The sequence below is a fragment of the Maridesulfovibrio ferrireducens genome, assembly GCF_016342405.1.
Lineage (GTDB): Bacteria > Desulfobacterota > Desulfovibrionia > Desulfovibrionales > Desulfovibrionaceae > Maridesulfovibrio > Maridesulfovibrio ferrireducens_A.
This window is the reverse complement of sequence record NZ_JAEINN010000005.1, coordinates 128,469-144,251: the sequence shown is the minus strand read 5'-3', so window position 1 is coordinate 144,251 and position 15,783 is coordinate 128,469. Positions and strand designations below refer to the sequence as shown.

14 protein-coding genes are annotated in these 15,783 nt (G+C 42.2%); 8 read left to right on the top strand and 6 right to left on the bottom strand.

What is annotated here, in order from left to right; all coding sequences use genetic code 11:
• Window positions 1-98 precede the first annotated feature (98 nt).
• Window positions 99-2,060: a methyl-accepting chemotaxis protein gene (locus JEY82_RS07435; RefSeq protein ID WP_304084386.1), complete on the top strand. Its 1,962-nt coding sequence runs from the start codon at window positions 99-101 to the stop codon at window positions 2,058-2,060.
• A 99-nt stretch (window positions 2,061-2,159) separates the two neighbouring features.
• Here the strand turns inward: JEY82_RS07435 and JEY82_RS07430 are convergent, their stop codons facing one another.
• A complete protein-coding gene (locus tag JEY82_RS07430; protein ID WP_304084384.1) occupies window positions 2,160-5,198 on the bottom strand; it encodes a proline dehydrogenase family protein in 3,039 nt (1,012 codons plus the stop codon).
• A 156-nt stretch (window positions 5,199-5,354) separates the two neighbouring features.
• The gene (locus JEY82_RS07425) at window positions 5,355-5,837 is read right to left on the bottom strand and encodes an Lrp/AsnC family transcriptional regulator (protein WP_304084382.1); all 483 of its coding nucleotides are present in this window, start codon (window positions 5,835-5,837) and stop codon (window positions 5,355-5,357) included.
• Window positions 5,838-6,288: 451 nt separating this feature from the next.
• On the opposite strand from JEY82_RS07425, the gene JEY82_RS07420 reads away from it, so the two are divergent.
• The 4 genes from JEY82_RS07420 to JEY82_RS07405 all read left to right on the top strand — a co-directional run bounded on the left by JEY82_RS07420 (window position 6,289) and on the right by JEY82_RS07405 (window position 9,310).
• Window positions 6,289-7,170 (top strand): DMT family transporter, encoded by an 882-nt coding sequence (locus JEY82_RS07420; protein WP_304084379.1) that lies wholly within the window; start codon window positions 6,289-6,291, stop codon window positions 7,168-7,170.
• Window positions 7,171-7,268: 98 nt separating this feature from the next.
• On the top strand, window positions 7,269-7,793 hold the full coding sequence (gene yjgA, locus JEY82_RS07415) for a ribosome biogenesis factor YjgA (protein ID WP_304084375.1): 525 nt from the start codon (window positions 7,269-7,271) through the stop codon (window positions 7,791-7,793).
• A gap of 86 nt (window positions 7,794-7,879) precedes the next feature.
• The gene (locus JEY82_RS07410) at window positions 7,880-8,137 is read left to right on the top strand and encodes a hypothetical protein (protein WP_304084373.1); all 258 of its coding nucleotides are present in this window, start codon (window positions 7,880-7,882) and stop codon (window positions 8,135-8,137) included.
• 267 nt (window positions 8,138-8,404) lie between these two features.
• On the top strand, window positions 8,405-9,310 hold the full coding sequence (locus tag JEY82_RS07405) for a DMT family transporter (protein ID WP_304084370.1): 906 nt from the start codon (window positions 8,405-8,407) through the stop codon (window positions 9,308-9,310).
• Window positions 9,311-9,316: 6 nt separating this feature from the next.
• Here the strand turns inward: JEY82_RS07405 and JEY82_RS07400 are convergent, their stop codons facing one another.
• Entirely contained in the window at window positions 9,317-10,168 is an 852-nt protein-coding gene (locus tag JEY82_RS07400) for a 1,4-dihydroxy-6-naphthoate synthase (protein WP_304084367.1), read from the bottom strand.
• A 90-nt stretch (window positions 10,169-10,258) separates the two neighbouring features.
• On the opposite strand from JEY82_RS07400, the gene mqnE reads away from it, so the two are divergent.
• From mqnE to JEY82_RS07385, 3 genes are read left to right on the top strand one after another with little or no spacing between them, the layout of a single operon-like run.
• Window positions 10,259-11,350, top strand: a complete 1,092-nt coding sequence (mqnE, locus tag JEY82_RS07395; RefSeq protein ID WP_304084365.1) for an aminofutalosine synthase MqnE — start codon at window positions 10,259-10,261, stop codon at window positions 11,348-11,350.
• An 18-nt stretch (window positions 11,351-11,368) separates the two neighbouring features.
• Window positions 11,369-12,466 (top strand): cyclic dehypoxanthinyl futalosine synthase, encoded by a 1,098-nt coding sequence (mqnC, locus tag JEY82_RS07390; protein WP_304084362.1) that lies wholly within the window; start codon window positions 11,369-11,371, stop codon window positions 12,464-12,466.
• The gene (locus tag JEY82_RS07385; protein WP_304084359.1) at window positions 12,459-13,286 is read left to right on the top strand and encodes a menaquinone biosynthetic enzyme MqnA/MqnD family protein; all 828 of its coding nucleotides are present in this window, start codon (window positions 12,459-12,461) and stop codon (window positions 13,284-13,286) included. Before mqnC ends, JEY82_RS07385 begins: the two co-directional genes overlap by 8 nt.
• Before the next feature lie 61 nt (window positions 13,287-13,347).
• On the opposite strand, the gene JEY82_RS07380 is transcribed toward JEY82_RS07385, so the two are convergent.
• The 3 genes from JEY82_RS07380 to JEY82_RS07370 form a co-directional block, all read right to left on the bottom strand.
• Entirely contained in the window at window positions 13,348-14,250 is a 903-nt protein-coding gene (locus tag JEY82_RS07380) for a selenium metabolism-associated LysR family transcriptional regulator (protein ID WP_304084356.1), read from the bottom strand.
• Window positions 14,251-14,335: 85 nt separating this feature from the next.
• A complete protein-coding gene (rplQ, locus tag JEY82_RS07375) occupies window positions 14,336-14,752 on the bottom strand; it encodes a 50S ribosomal protein L17 (RefSeq protein WP_304084353.1) in 417 nt (138 codons plus the stop codon).
• Window positions 14,742-15,782 carry a DNA-directed RNA polymerase subunit alpha gene (locus tag JEY82_RS07370; protein WP_092159579.1) on the bottom strand — a complete coding sequence of 347 codons (1,041 nt, stop codon included), beginning with the start codon at window positions 15,780-15,782 and terminating at the stop codon, window positions 14,742-14,744. The genes rplQ and JEY82_RS07370 overlap by 11 nt, the downstream gene beginning before the upstream one ends.
• Window position 15,783: the final 1 nt, after the last annotated feature.

Sequence of the window (15,783 nt, the reverse complement as noted above, 5' to 3'; positions counted from 1 at the left end):
AAGTAACATTATTATATTATTAGTGTTGAAGTTTAATAGCTTGTATTTTATTCTCCGGACATCTGAATCGCCAATTGCATAGCAAAAGGAAACAATTGATGACAATTAGAATAAAATTATGGCTCATAGGCTTATTAGCAATCTTAGGATTAGTAACTATCTTCACAGTTAATTATGTTGGAGAAAAATTAATCAACAAAGCTATGACTATTGAGGAAAATGCTGTTAACGCAGACATTTATTTGTTGCAAACTCGCAGACAGGAAAAGAATTTCCTAATGCGTAAAGAAACTCTGTACCTTGATAGAATGAAATCAAATTCTGAAAAAATGGTGCAATATCTAAAAAAAATTGATGACCCTAATTTACAAAAAATTTCTATTGAAGGAATAAAACACTCTTCAATCTACATGTCTGCCTTTTCTCAAATATCGGATGATTATATAAGCCTCGGATTGACACATAAAGATGGAGTACAAGGTAAACTGCGTGATGCAATCCGTAATGTTGAAAAAGACTTACTTGAAGAAGGCAATTCATTTAAAGCCTCCATTAACATGCTGCGCCGCTATGAAAAGAATTTCATGATGTGGGTAGAAGTCGAACAACTCGAAAACTTCAAATCGATTATGACTGATCTGGTTTCTAAGATAAACGGATCATATTTTACAGAAGAAAGAAAACAAGAACTATTACTGCATCTCGATGAATACCAACGCAACATGGATGAATATGCCCGTCTTACAATAAAAATAAAAAAAGACGACGTTAAATTTATTCAAATAGCACGCCAAATGGAGCCGATCCTTAAAAAACTGACAACCGAGGCCGGCGCATTTCTTGAGAACCAACAAAATCTAATATCAACTATTGTAATAAGTGTTGAAATTGCGACAACTCTTTTACTGTTAATTGCAATAACACTTATTATAAAATCAATACTTAATCCGCTGAATGCACTTGAAAAATGCGCTCTGCAGGTAAGTGAAGGCTACTATAAAGCCTGTAGCGAAATGGAGCTTACAGGAGAACTGGAATCGCTTCGTTTCACCATGGCCCAAATGATTGTGAAACTCGAACTGAGCATGAAAGAAGCTCAGCAAAAAAGTGTTGAAGCTAATGCACAAGCCGAAAAAGCTGAGCAGTCCATGCTGGAAGCACATAAAGAAAAAGAATACGCAACCTCTCTAATTGATAAAATGTCAATAATTTCAGGAGAAATTGAGACTATTACTGTTGATCTGAATACAGCAACCGAAGAACTCTCCGAACAGAGCCGTGAAATAAAAACTGGTGCCGACAATCAAAAAGACCGCACCCATGAAACAGCTACAGCTATCGAGCAAATGAACGCAACAATCTTAGAAGTTGCAGGCAGTTCAGCAAGCGCATCAAGCGGAACAGAGGAAGCAACCCAAAAAGCAAACGAAGGTTTTACAATTGTAGAACAGGTTGTAACCTCCACAGATAAAGTTCAGGAACACACAGCTTCTTTAAAAAATGCCCTTGCTGAACACAGCCACCAAGCGGAATCAATAGGTCAAATTATGGGAGTTATTTCTGATATTGCCGACCAGACCAACCTGCTGGCATTAAATGCCGCAATTGAAGCTGCCCGTGCAGGTGATGCGGGACGAGGCTTTGCTGTCGTTGCAGACGAAGTGCGCAAACTTGCTGAAAAGACGATGACTGCCACACAGGAAGTCGGCAATGCAATTTCCCGCATCCAAACCGGCACAGCTTCGAGCATTTCTATAATGGAAGCAACTGAAGAGTCTGTCCGACAGTGCTCAGACCTTGCTACAGATGCAGGGCAATCTCTCAAAACTATCGTGGATATCGTTAATGACTCTGCTGATCAGGTTCGTTCTATTGCAACCGCAACAGAAGAGCAGTCCGCAGCCTGCGAACAAATAAATGTAGCAACCATGGAAATCAACACTATCTCTTCTGAAACATCAGAAAGCGTTGATAAATCAATTCATACTGTTAACAGCATTAAATCTCTTGCAGGATCTCTCCACTCATTGATAGGAAAACTAAATAATTGTAACAATTAAAGAATCATATCCTGTAAGACTTACCTACACATCACTCACAAAAAAAGGGGACTGCAAAAGCAGTCCCCTTTTCAATATTCGTAAATCACCAAGTAGTAGCTATGCTACCCAGTCATCGTCTTCAGAAATTGGAGCAAATCCGCGGCGCATAGTATTTTCACAAACTAACCGTGGGTCCATAAACTGTAACAAGTAGTCAGGTCCACCGGATTTTGATCCGACACCTGACATTTTAAATCCACCGAAGGCGTGTCTTTCAACAAGAGCACCAACGCTCGGTTTGTTAAGATACAAGTTACCGACTCTGAATTCTTTGGAGGCATATTCCAGATTCTTAGGACTTCTGGAGTAAACTGCTCCGGTCAGCGCAAAACGTGTTGAGTTAGCAATGTCTATAGCCTCGGAGAAGTTCGCTGCCCGCATAACAGCAAGTACAGGTCCGAAGACTTCTTCCTGCGCAATGCGGTGATTTTTGGTTATTCCTTCTACTATCAGAAGAGGAGTATAGCATCCGCCCTTTGATGTGTATTCGGCGGGAGCTTCAAGTTTAACAAGAACCTTTCCTTCCTCTTCAGCAATTTTACCGTAATTAAGTACATTCTTCTGGGCAGCCTTATCGACAACTGGTCCCATATAATTTGAAGGATCTTCGGCTGGTCCGAGCTTAACGGATTCAGCGGCTTCCTTCAAACGATGAACAAATCTGTCGTAGATGGAATCAAGCACAATTACGCGGGAACAAGCTGAACATTTCTGCCCCTGAAATCCGAAAGAAGCATAAAGAACTCCGAGCACGGCTTCATCAAGATCAGCATCATCATCAATAATGATTGCATTCTTGCCGCCCATCTCAGCGATAACTTTTTTGCAGTGTTCCTGTCCGGGATGAACTTTTGCAGCACGCTCCTGAATTCTCAGCCCGACTTCCATTGAACCTGTGAAAGCTATTACAGCTATATCAGGATGATCTACGAGATGATCACCCATAACTGACCCGCGACCGGGAATATAATTGAATACACCATCCGGCAGACCTGCGGCCTTAAACATATCAACAAGTCCGTGTCCTACTGCTGAAGCAATTCCCGCAGGCTTATAGACAACCGGACAACCGCAGACAATCGCGGCTGAAACCATTCCTACGCTGATTGCCAGAGGAAAATTCCAAGGAGCAATAACAGCAGCAACACCTTTACCCTGATAAAAATACTGACTGAATTCACCGGGAGAATTACCCATACGTTTCGGATCACCGAGGCGGATCATTTCACGGGCATAATATTCCATGAAATCGATAGCCTCGCCTACATCCGCCTGAGCCTGATCCCACTGCTTGCCGACTTCAAGAATCTGCATGGCACACAGATCATTAATATTCTCCTTGCAATACGCAGAAGCTTTCAACAAATATTGAGCACGCACTCTCGGTTCAACGTTGCGCCAATCAATATAAGCCTCTTTAGCTACGCCAACAGCCTTATCAACCTCGACAACCCCGGCCTGACAAACTGTTCCGATAATCTCGGAAGGGTCCGCAGGGTTGTAAGAATCGAGAGTGTCTCCGGTAACAACATCCTGCCCGTTAATATAAAGAGGATACTGCTTGCCGAATTCCTTACGAATCTTACTCATCGCAACAGGAAATGCGTCGCGCTGTTCTTTTTCAGTAAAATCTGAAGGGGGAAAATTAGAGAAAGGCTCAAGTTCTCCGTCAACGCCTTTATAGCGAATTCTTTTGTCTGGTTTAGCAGCGGGTTTATTAGCCAATTCACTCTCAAGAGTCAGTTCAGGATTCTTGAGAAGAACACTTATGTCTGCTTCATCAGCAAAGGTCTGTTTCAAAAAAGATTCGTTAGCTGTGTTTTCAAGTAAACGGCGAACAAGGTAAGCCATTCCGGGAATCAGATCGCCATAAGGGCAATATAAACGAACGCGCTTAGCTACATTTCTGAGTCCTTTACGAACAGGCTCAGCCATTCCGTAAAGTACCTGGAATTCATATCTTTCATCTGGAACATTCATTGTGCTGGCTATTTCCATTATAGCTGAAATGGAACGGATATTATGAGAAGCACAGGCGAAGTGACAGATGTCATGATTTTCAAGAATCATTTTGGAAACGCGTTCAAAAGCCATGTCGGACTCCGGCTTATGAGTCCACACCGGAACTTCCCAATCATTCTGCTTGGCAATGACTGTTTCATAATCCCAGTAAGCGCCTTTAACCAGACGGATAGAGATTGGTAGATTTTCTTCCCGAGCCCAATCGATCAAGTCTTTGACATCATGGTCAACGCACTTAAGGTAAGCCTGAAAAACTATTCCGAGATGCTGATATTCAGGGTACTTCTTTCTAAGCCTTTTATACATTTCAATGGTAGGTTCTTTATATTTAAGAGCTTCCATATCTATGCACATGAACCCGTTCATACCCATTACTTTCTGATAGACAGGCTCGATGCTTTTTATCATTCCCTGCACTGTCCCTTCAAGGTCAACAGGCTTGGACTGTGAATAAAAGGCAGAAGGTTTTACAGCGACGTTAATTTTAGGAGCACTTCCCCAGTCCAGATCGCCGGGAGCATCAAGAGCGTCCCATTTTTTATATTCACCCTCAAGGGCATCAAGAACTTCAAGATAACCATCAAGATAAGCCTGAGCCTCTTCCTGACTGACGGTAGCCTCGCCGAGCAGATCCAGAACAAAAGCAAAGCCGTCTTTACGCAGCTTGCGAATTCCTTTCACAGCCTCTTTAGCCTTCTGTCCGATAATGAACTGACGAGCCATACCTTCAATATTTGAACGGATGGTTTTGTTCAAAACCTTTGCAACAAGTCCGCCGCCGAATCCGGTTTTAGTAGCGCCCCATTTCAAAACGTCCGGGATGTTACTATCGTCTGCGGCAAAATACTCTTCAATATGTCTTGAAAGAGATTCTGAGGTGTTCAGGTAAGGCAGAACATCGACAAAACGGAACATCTGAACTTTAAAGTCTTCATTCTTCATAGCCCAGTCCATAACCTTACCAGTCCACCAGCCTTTATTAAAAACGGATGGAGCTTCTCCGGAAATGGATTTAAAAAAGACTTTACCGCGCTCAATAACCTGAGGGTCAAGGGTAGATATTTCTACACTCATAAATCTTCTCCATGATTTTTAATGTTAGTCTTTGAAAAACTTTTCGCAGACTGATTAAAAATCATACCGAAGTTTCGCGGCTTTCAAGAACTGGAGCGTTCACATCTCCAATTCATACTATGCTACAAAATTTCAGCAGAAGATTTCTCCGGCCTGCTAAAAACCGTCATCAATATCCTCGCCCAGGGGGATAGCACGGGATTCCTTAATCGTATTTAAAACGATGGTGGAATTAGTATCTCTTACGGTTTCAATGCGCCCGATAATGCCAAGCATGATAGCCAGGCCGTCAGTATCTTCGCACCGGACCTTAATAAGATAGCTGTCCCGTCCTGCGCAATAATGAACTTCCAATACTCCAGGAACATTGGCTAATTCTGCGCCGGTCTTTGTAGCCCCTACCCCTTCACTTGCGTTAACATAAATGAAAGCTGTAAGCGATCTGCCTACAGATTTAGGGTCCACAATGGCTTCATATCCGACAAGTATGCCCTTGCTTTCCAGCTTGCGCACTCGTTCAAGTACAGCAGAAGGTGCCATTCCGACTTTTCTTGCGATATCGGCATTAGAAATCCTTCCACTATTCTGAAGTATTGTCAGAATTCTTCTGTCAGTTTCGTCAATCTTTCTCTTACTCATGTATTTATACGAATAAAATTCAATTTTAAAGGTTTTGTCAAGATAAAAGACGCCACACACCACCCTAAGCAGACTAAAATTTAGCTAAACCCTGTTTTTTAAGAACATAAATCAGACCAAGATATTTCAACGTCAATAAAGTAAAGAACACAAATCAGCAACTAAGCATTCATCTTAAGAGTAAAAAACTATGAATGCACAATAACCACTATACACAATAATCCACTAAAAAAACCCTAATCTTGATAATCATTAGAACTTTTGAAAGCCAATTAGAAGTATTTACAGCATAATATTCGTAAAACAGTATTACCAAGAACTCCAGCATTTTCGTACAAATCACATATACATTTCCTTGACACATTTCATCCAACAAAATAATTCATCTTTAAATCTAAAAAGCTAGAGACCTTATCTCCCTTAAACTCCTTAAAGAGAGCATTAAAAATAAATGTCATCATCCAGCATTCTTTATCTCAAACTGATCGGATCTGTTATATTCTGGGGCGGAACATGGATTGCCGGAAGAATTCTCGCCGGAGATATGACTCCTTATTCGGCGGCTTTTCTTCGCTTCCTGTTCGCAACATTTTTTATGTTCATACTCGTATGCAGAGCAACCGGAAAAGCTCCAAAGTGCAACAAAGAAGACGTGCTTCCATTGATATTTCTGGGTATAACCGGAGTCGCTCTATACAACATAATGTTCTTTACTGGACTTCAAACCGTTACAGCCGGGCGAGCCGCCCTGATTATTGCGGCTGTCCCGACAGTAATAGCCATCGGCTCCGCCATCATATTTAAAGAGAAATTCACTCTATCAAAAGCGGCCGGATTTCTAATTGCTCTTGTCGGAGTAAGTACCGTTGTCGGAGATGGAAACCCTCTTGCGATTCTGACTAAAGGAATCAGCTTCGGAGATCTCTGTATTATCGGCTGTGTTTTCAGCTGGACGGCTTATTCTTTGGCTGGAAAGCCCGTAATGAAAAGAGTTTCCCCGCTCAACGCAGTATACTGGTCATGTTTATTCGGAGCCATGATGCTCTCGATTCCGGCTTTTTCACACGGCCTGATTGCTGAAGTTAAGGTCATGTCATTACTGGACCTAGGCTGCCTCCTGTTTCTTGCTTTTCTCGGTACAAGTCTGGCTTTCAGTTGGTATTGTGAAGCTATCGGTAAAATAGGTCCGTCAAAAACAGGTATTTTCATCAATCTGGTACCGATCACAGCTATCCTTCTTGGAGCTATTATTCTTGACGAGCAAATTGGGATGTCACTGATAATTGGCGGTACTCTTACTATTTCCGGGGTTTGGATCACTAATCGAAGCTAAATTTCTTAGCTTGTGGTTCTTCGTAAAAAAGTAGATGATGCCTTTTTTCTAAAACATCATTTTATTATGATTATCCATAACTACAAAACAACAAAATTATGCATAACACAGAAGATTTATACGATGACGAAGAGGAATATTCAGGACCTAGTCGCTCCCAGAAAAAAAGGGATATGACCAAGTTACAAAAACTGGCCGAACAGTTGATGAAAGTAGGTTCTGAAGCAATAAAAAAATCGGAACTCCCTAAATACTTCATTGATGAAGTCCTGACTGCCAAAGCCATCACAGCACACGAAGCAAAAAGACGTCAGACTCAGTATCTCGGCAAACTGATGCGCGAAATTGAAACGCAACCCGTAATCGATTTTCTGAACGACCTCGAATTCGGCAACAGTGAAAAGAACATGAGGTTTCATCAACTTGAGAAGTGGAGAGAAAAACTGCTCGAAGGCGATCAGACAACGCTTGATGAAATTATGGAACTTCATCCACATGCCGAAAGACAAAGAATCGCGCAACTTGCCAGAAATGCTAAAAAAGAAATAGAGGCAGGAAAACCTCCCAAATCTTCTAAAGCTCTTTTCAAGGCTTTACGCGAAGTAATTGAATCAGCCTCTTGACGTTCTCGTAACGATCATTATCTTATGCTTGTTGTGAATTAATTCACATCATCAATCTGTTTTTGTATATACCAAGGAGACAGGCCATGACCTATATTTATAGCGGTGTAGAATTAGAAGAAAGAACTTGCCCTCATTGCAACGAACCTCTTTCCCCGTGGATTGCTCCTCCTGAATCAGGATGGGGAGTTATTGTTGTCTGTAATAATAACAAATGTTCATTTTTTGTAGGTTCTGATTCAGACATCATTAACAAACGCGAGGACTCAAACCTCGGCTGCCGTTACGCAGAAAATCCCGATAACAAATATACCCCGTTCAACCTGCTTGCATGGTGCAAATAGTCTGAATCTTCTTTAAAATTACTAAAACCCCGGAAGAAGAAATTCTTCCGGGGTTTTCTTGTTTTTTAAACCGAAATATTTGCTGCCTGAATACATAGATCAATCCATTGACAAACAAAATAACAATCTCTATTCCATTTATCCGAGCAACACAATTCTATCAGCCACGCAATACGGATCTGCGAAATACTCCCTTTTTCCTAAAATCAACCCAATGTTCATTTTTCACTTACACCGTGTAAAATAATTGCCATTACGAGAAATAAAATGTCCGTCTCTGATTCAAAATATCTACCTGTAGTAGCCCTTGTCATTGCTGTTTTTCTCTGGGCCAGTTCCTTTGTCGTTCTAAAAATAGCTTTAGCTGTTTACGATCCCATGATTGTAATTTTTGGAAGAATGATTCTGGCTTCACTATGTTTTGTATTTTTTATTCCAACCTTTCGAAAACAAAAATTTCAAAAAGGTGATCTAAAATGGCTGCTCGTCATGGCATTTTGTGAGCCATGTATGTACTTCGTCTTCGAAAGCCACGCCATGATATACACTTCCGCCTCACAAGCCGGAATGATTGTGGCAACTCTTCCGCTGCTTATGGCTGTGTCTGCAAGATTTATTCTAGGCGAAAAGCTGAGTAGAAAAACTCTCATCGGTTTCGTGATGGCTGTAATCGGAGGAATCTGGCTTTCTATCTACGGCAGTTCCACAGAAGCATCCCCCGACCCTATGCTAGGTAATTTTTTAGAATTTTTAGCAATGTGTTGCGCAGTCGGCTACATGACCATTTTAAAAAAAATGACAGCCCATTATTCAGCTCTTTTTATCACCGCGTTCCAAGCTTTTATGGGGGCGATCTTTTATCTTCCCCTTTTAGCGCTTCCGACAACTGTTATGCCGACAACATTTCACCCCGCTGCAGCCTTTTCCATTATATATCTAGGAATTGGTATCACCCTCGGTGCGTACGGATTGTATAACTACGGAATGAGCCGATTACCTGCGAATCAGACTACAGCATACGTTAATCTGATTCCGGTTTTTACTCTGATTATGGGCTGGACAATACTGGACGAGAAATTAAACACCATGCAGTTCATAGCCGCAGGACTGGTCATGTGCGGTGTAATACTCAGTCAGGACAATCGTAGCCGCAAAAAATCAGAACTAATATAATGAGATTTATTCTTCCTCAATAAAAAAAGGACCGGCAGGAAGTTCAATCGAATCCATTTGAGCAGCTTCATGGAGAAGTCTAGAAACAGCCTTCTCCCCTTCTTCTCCGACATCCATGCTGTAATCGGTCACGAAAGTATCAATATGCTCACTGACCACATCATCATCCATTTCCTGAGCATGCTCTTTGATATAAGACCACGACTGGTCCGGATCTACGTATGATAACGTCAAACTTCTACGTATTGCGGAATTTATTAAGAAGGCGACCTTGCTTCCGAGAGATCTTTTTATCGCGATACAACCAAGTGGAATCGGAAGACCAGAATAATCCTCCCACCACTTGCCGAGGTCGGCTACCTTTGACAAACCAAGCCCCTTAAAGGTGAATCGCCCTTCGTGAATAACCACTCCGCCGTCAACTTCACCCGAAACAATTGCGGGCATAATTTCATCGAAAACCTTTTCAACCGTTTCAACCTGTATTCCGGCTTCGCGGCACATCAGATTAAACAATAAATTTGCAGTCGTATGTCGTCCGGGTATTGCGATACGCTTGCCATTAAGGGCCTCTATAGTGCAAGGTTCCTGAGTCAGTAGAAGCGGACCGACTCCTCTGCCCATGGCACCGCCAGCGCGTAGGAGAATATAGTCATTCAAAATATGCGCGGCCGCATGAACTGAAACTTTACAAATATCCATCCGCCCTGCACGGGCCAGGGAATTCAACTCCTCTACATCCGCAAGAGTAATGTTTAATTTGTAAGGTTCAATATTGATCGCTCCGCTTGCGAGAGCGTGAAATATAAAAGTATCGTTAGGGCATGGTGAATAGCCCATTTCTAGTATTTTACTCATGGAAATGAGTTTTATATTTTTATTGATTGAAAATCCAGTATTGACATGGTTCGAACCGACTTTTATTTACGGTTCAACAAAGGTGAACTTATGATTTCAAAAAAATATTTTGATAATGTAGGACTCGGCTCCATTCTGGAGAAAGTTCTGGCTGGTGACAGACTCTCTATAGAAGATGGTCACACCCTTTATGATTGCGCGGACTTGACAGCACTGGGTGCTCTTGCATCAATAGTCAGACGCAGACTGCATGGAAACAAAACTTTCTATGTTCTCAATCGCCATATCAACTATACAAACATTTGTATTAACGGCTGTAAGTTCTGTGCTTACGCCCGTGAACGCGGCGAGGAAGGATCATTCCAGCTATCTAAAGAAGATATCCTTGAAAAGCTACGCAGCGCGCCAGTTACTCCGCGTGAAATTCATGTGGTCGGAGGCTGCCACCCCGACATCCCTCTTTCATTTTTTGAAGATACTTTTACTGCGATTAAAAAAGAATTTCCGCAGGCAACATTAAAATGTTTCACAGCAGTGGAAATTGCCCATCTTGCAAAAATAGACGGAATTTCTACAATCGAAACACTTGAAAGACTGCGTGCTGTCGGAGTTGAAATGCTTCCCGGTGGAGGCGCTGAAATTTTCGATCCTGAAACACGCAACAAAATATGTCCTAAAAAGATAGACGGTGACAGTTGGCTTAAAATTCATGGGGAAGCTCATTCTCTGGGATACACTACTAACTGCACAATGCTTTTCGGACATGTCGAAACAATAGAAAACCGCCTCGATCACCTCGACCAACTCCGCAAGCAACAGGATGCCACTGGCGGTTTTAACTGTTTCATCCCGCTTCCTTTTCTTACTGAAAACAGCAAACTGAAAATTGACAACCCGCTGACCGGAATCGACGAACTGAAAACAATCGCCATAAGCAGATTGATGCTGGACAACATTCCGCACATAAAAGCCTACTGGGTGATGCTCACTGTTAAACAGGCTCAGGTTGCTCTTCATTATGGAGCTGATGATTTTGACGGAACAGTTGTCGAAGAAAAAATCGGTCATATGGCCGGAGCAACATCAGAGCAAGTTCTGGGCAGAAAAGAATTAGAAGAAATGATTATCGGTTGCGGTTTTACCCCGGTTGAACGCGATGCTGCTTTTAATGAAATTTCCTGAGTTAAAAGGATATTTAATATGACAAATCTTACTCAAAGTCCGGCTGAAGTACTCGAAATCGGAGCTAAAGTTTCAGCGGGTGAACGCATAAATTTTGATGAAGCAATGACGCTGCTTGAAAAAGCGGACTTATTCGATTTAGCCAGCTTAGCGAATCAAATCAGAATGGCTAAACATCCTGACCTGAATGTCACCTACGTCGTTGATAGAAATATAAACTACTCAAATATTTGCTCATGCGGTTGCAAATTTTGCGCATTTTACGTGGCCCCCGGTCAAGATGGCGGTTTTGTCATCAGTAGAGAAGAGCTCGCACAAAAACTTCAGGAAACTGTTGATCTTGGCGGCACACAAATTCTCATGCAAGGGGGACATAATCCGGACCTGCCTCTTACTTATTACGAAGACATGCTCCGGTTTATAAAAGATAATTATCCGGTCCATATACATGCATTCTCACCTCCTGAAATAGTTTATTTCAGTGAACTTGAAGGTATTTCTGTAAAAGAAGTACTTAGGAGACTCATTGACGCTGGACTTGCTTCCATCCCCGGCGGCGGAGCTGAAATACTTGTAGATGAAGTGAGAAGCAAAATTGCACCCAACAAATGCACAACCGAACAATGGCTTGACGTGATGGAAACAGCCCATAACATGGGAATCAGAACCACTGCGACCATGATGTTCGGACACGAGGAGCAACCTTCTGACAGGATAAAACATCTTTTAGCCCTTCGTGAAGTGCAGGATCGCACCAGAGGATTTACAGCTTTTATTCCTTGGACTTTCCAGCCCGACAATACAAATATTCCAAATGCCCGCAGAATGACCAGCGTTGAATATCTACGCTTGTTAGCTGTCTCTAGAATTGTGCTCGATAACTTTGACAACGTGCAGGTATCGTGGGTCACAATGGGGCCTAAAATTTCTCAGCTTGCATTGAATTATGGCGGCAACGATTTTGGATCAACTATGATTGAAGAAAATGTTGTCAAAGCAGCAGGAGTAAGTTTCAGACTGTCTGAAAATGAAATAGCTGATCTTATAACAAAAGCAGGTTTCGTTCCCAAACAGCGACGCATGGATTACACTTTGATGGAGAGTCGCAATGTCTGAAGAAATTAAGGTCGGCAGAATTTCATATTTAAATGTACTGCCAATCTATTATCCACTTGAATCCGGGCTGATTAGAAATAATTTTAATTTTTTCTATGGACCTCCTGCGCAACTTAATAAGTTGATGGCGGAAGGATTGCTTCATATTGCATCAACATCTTCAATTGAATATTTACGCCACGCTGAACAGTATGAACTTGTTCCCGACATCGCAATAGGAAGTTGCGGGCCTGTACAATCGGTTTTACTAATCAGCCGCAAGCCAATTGCAGATATGAAAGGATGTAAAATTCTAGTTAGTTCGCAGACTCATACCTCGGCAGCCCTGCTTGAAATTTTATTGACTGAGTATATTCCGGTAAATCCTCAATATGAAACAGGCAATGCGACAGAACTTCTTGAGGCAGGAGAAAGACCCGAGGCTATCCTTGCAATCGGTGATGAAGCTCTAAACCTTCGCCATCACGAAGACTATCCTTACAAATTGGATCTGGGTGAAGCTTGGAGAGAATGGACTGGACTGCCCTTTATTTTCGGAGTCTGGCTTGTTCGTAAAGATGTAGCTGATAAACAAGAAATAAAAGAGGCCGTCCGCACTTTAATAAAAGGGAAAGAATGGGGACAGTCTAATATTGACCGCATGTCAGAAATTACAGCAGAAAAAAGTATTCTTTCGCCTGATGAAATGAAGTCTTACTTTGAAGGACTTGTCTATAATTTGAAGGAAAAAGAAATTAAAGGTCTTAAAGTTTTTGCAGAGTATTTGAAAAAAAGCGGTCAAATTTCGCAAGTTCCTGAACTTAAGTTTATTAAAATATAATAAAAACTAAAAGAGCCGGAGATGTTAAACAACACTCCGGCTCTTTTTTATTGGCCAAGTTCTATTTGAACTCGAAAGACTTGCTCTTAACATGCTCAATGAAATAACGAACGGCAGGGAAAAACTCTCTCCCTTTAAGATGCGCGAGATAAAAACTGCGCTCAAGATTAAGTGGAAGATCGCTAATATGTACCAATTCACCTGAGTCTATCAAAGACTGAGCGGCTAAACGTGATGTAACACTAATGCCAAGTCCCGCTTTAACACATTGTACAACAGCCTGAGTGGACTCAACCCATACAGTTACATTCAGGTCGCGAACATTGGTACCTAGCTCAGCAAGACCCTGTTCAAGAGCTTTACGAGTTCCAGATCCACCTTCGCGCATCACCCACGGTAACTCTGCCAATTGCTGGATATCTACGATACCTTCATAATTTTTAACGAGAACCGGCGGCGCAACAATTACCAACTCATCTCTCATGATAGGAATAAACTCTACGTTTGGAGAATCGCTGGTAGCTCCGACAATGCCGAGAATCAAATCCCCGGAGCGGATCTTCTGTAAAATTTCGGAAGTATCACCAACCGACATATGGACTCGTACATCTGGAAATCTTTTACAATAATCATACAAAATTCCAGGCAGTAGATAATGCGAAGGAATAGTACTCCCGCCGATATCTAAATCACCTACAACTTTATCACGAAGTAAATTTATCTCAGAATGAGCTTTCCCGATTAGCTCATAAATATCTTTGGCGTTTCGATAAAGCACCTCTCCGGCCTGAGTTGACATAATAGATCTGCCGAGTCTGTCAAAGAGCTGCACTCCTAACTCTTCTTCAAGAGTAGAAATATGCGCACTGATAGTAGGCTGCGAAAGATAAAGCTCTCGTCCAGCTTTAGAAAAACTTTTCAATTCGTAAACTTTACAAAAAGCTTCCAGTCTTCGTAAGTCCATCCCAATACCTCGCATCAGAAATATCTATACATTCGATTAAAAAAAAGGGACGGAAAGAATTCCGCCCCTTTTTAAGTAGCATAATTTATGCTTCCTGAGTTTCCTCAGCAGGAGTCTCAGTCGCCGCAGCTACAGGAGCTTCAGCACGTTTTGTAAGTTCGATGATCACCATAGGAGCGCAATCGCCCTTACGTGGTTCAGCGAGCTTGATAATACGGGTGTAACCACCACCTCCGCCAATAAAGCGGGGGCCGATTTCATCAAAAAGTCTCTGTACGAGACTATGATTCTCGAGAGTCTTGTAAGCAAGACGTCTTGAGTGAAGGTCATCACGAAGAGCTAGAGTTATCAGCTTGTCAGCAAAACTTCTCAGTTCTTTCGCCTTTGGCTCGGTGGTACGGATATGTTCATAAGTCAACAGAGAGCGGACCATGTTACGGAACATGGCTTTTCTATGAGAAGCTGTTCTGTTGAGCTTTCTTCCGGATTTATTATGCCTCATTTTTCTCTTTCCTCTTCAGCCATTCCTGATGCTTTTTGTCGAAATCCTCTAAGGGCATCCCGAACTTAAGTTCCATACTGTCAAGAACTCTACGGATTTCATCAAGAGACTTACGTCCAAAGTTCTTGGTCTTAAGCATGGCCTGCTCTGTACGCTGTACAAGTTCACCAACAATACGAATGTTAGCAGCCTTGAGACAGTTAGTCGCACGAACGGACAATTCAAGTTCATCGATACTTTTAAACAGATTCGGGTTCAGGTCGAGGTCGCTTTCCTTAGACTCTTCTTGTTCAGAGCCCATTTCATCAAAATTGATGAAGACGGAGAGCTGCTCCTTAAGAATTTTGGCGCTATAAGCGACAGCATCTTCAGGAGTGACGGAACCATCGGTAAAGACTTCAAGTACGAGCTTGTCGTAGTTGGTCATTTGTCCGACACGAGCCTGCTCTACACTGTAAGCAACCTTACGGATAGGAGAGAAGCTTGAATCAGTCTGAATGTGACCAATTTCGTTTACAAAACCCTCATGCATATCGGCAGGAACGTATCCCTTACCCATACGGATCTCGAAAGTCATATCGAGTACCATTTTCTCAGAGAGAGTCGCAATAGTCTGCTCAGGATTGAGGACTTTGACGTTCTGGTTTTCCTGAATATCAGCTGCGGTGACGACACCCTGCTTATTAACCGCAAGGGTTAAGAACTGGGGTTCATCAGTAGTCATTGCGAATCTAATCTGTTTGATGTTCAGCACGACTTCAGTGACATCTTCCATCACACCTTCAATGGTGGTGAATTCGTGCTGGACGCCTTCGATCTTAACAGCAACCACAGCTGCTCCCTGCATAGAAGACAGGAGTACCCGTCGAAGGGAGTTACCTATGGTTGTGCCAAATCCACGCTCCAAGGGTTCACAAATGAACTTGCCATATAGCTCGTTGGACTTGGAATCGCGCACGAGCTGTTCCGGCTTGACAAGCTCGGCCCAGTTGCGTGTGTTGATGAGTTTGTCACCGTCTTGAATAAGCATG

Bases quoted from the DNA above. Each gene is read 5' to 3' on its own strand.
- JEY82_RS07435 (WP_304084386.1), top strand. From the start codon at position 99: ATGACAATTAGAATAAAATTATGGCTCATAGGCTTATTAGCAATCTTA.
- JEY82_RS07430 (WP_304084384.1), bottom strand. From the start codon at position 5,198: ATGAGTGTAGAAATATCTACCCTTGACCCTCAGGTTATTGAGCGCGGT.
- JEY82_RS07425 (WP_304084382.1), bottom strand. From the start codon at position 5,837: ATGAGTAAGAGAAAGATTGACGAAACTGACAGAAGAATTCTGACAATA.
- JEY82_RS07420 (WP_304084379.1), top strand. From the start codon at position 6,289: ATGTCATCATCCAGCATTCTTTATCTCAAACTGATCGGATCTGTTATA.
- yjgA (WP_304084375.1), top strand. From the start codon at position 7,269: ATGCATAACACAGAAGATTTATACGATGACGAAGAGGAATATTCAGGA.
- JEY82_RS07410 (WP_304084373.1), top strand. From the start codon at position 7,880: ATGACCTATATTTATAGCGGTGTAGAATTAGAAGAAAGAACTTGCCCT.
- JEY82_RS07405 (WP_304084370.1), top strand. From the start codon at position 8,405: ATGTCCGTCTCTGATTCAAAATATCTACCTGTAGTAGCCCTTGTCATT.
- JEY82_RS07400 (WP_304084367.1), bottom strand. From the start codon at position 10,168: ATGAGTAAAATACTAGAAATGGGCTATTCACCATGCCCTAACGATACT.
- mqnE (WP_304084365.1), top strand. From the start codon at position 10,259: ATGATTTCAAAAAAATATTTTGATAATGTAGGACTCGGCTCCATTCTG.
- mqnC (WP_304084362.1), top strand. From the start codon at position 11,369: ATGACAAATCTTACTCAAAGTCCGGCTGAAGTACTCGAAATCGGAGCT.
- JEY82_RS07385 (WP_304084359.1), top strand. From the start codon at position 12,459: ATGTCTGAAGAAATTAAGGTCGGCAGAATTTCATATTTAAATGTACTG.
- JEY82_RS07380 (WP_304084356.1), bottom strand. From the start codon at position 14,250: ATGGACTTACGAAGACTGGAAGCTTTTTGTAAAGTTTACGAATTGAAA.
- rplQ (WP_304084353.1), bottom strand. From the start codon at position 14,752: ATGAGGCATAATAAATCCGGAAGAAAGCTCAACAGAACAGCTTCTCAT.
- JEY82_RS07370 (WP_092159579.1), bottom strand. From the start codon at position 15,782: ATGCTTATTCAAGACGGTGACAAACTCATCAACACACGCAACTGGGCC.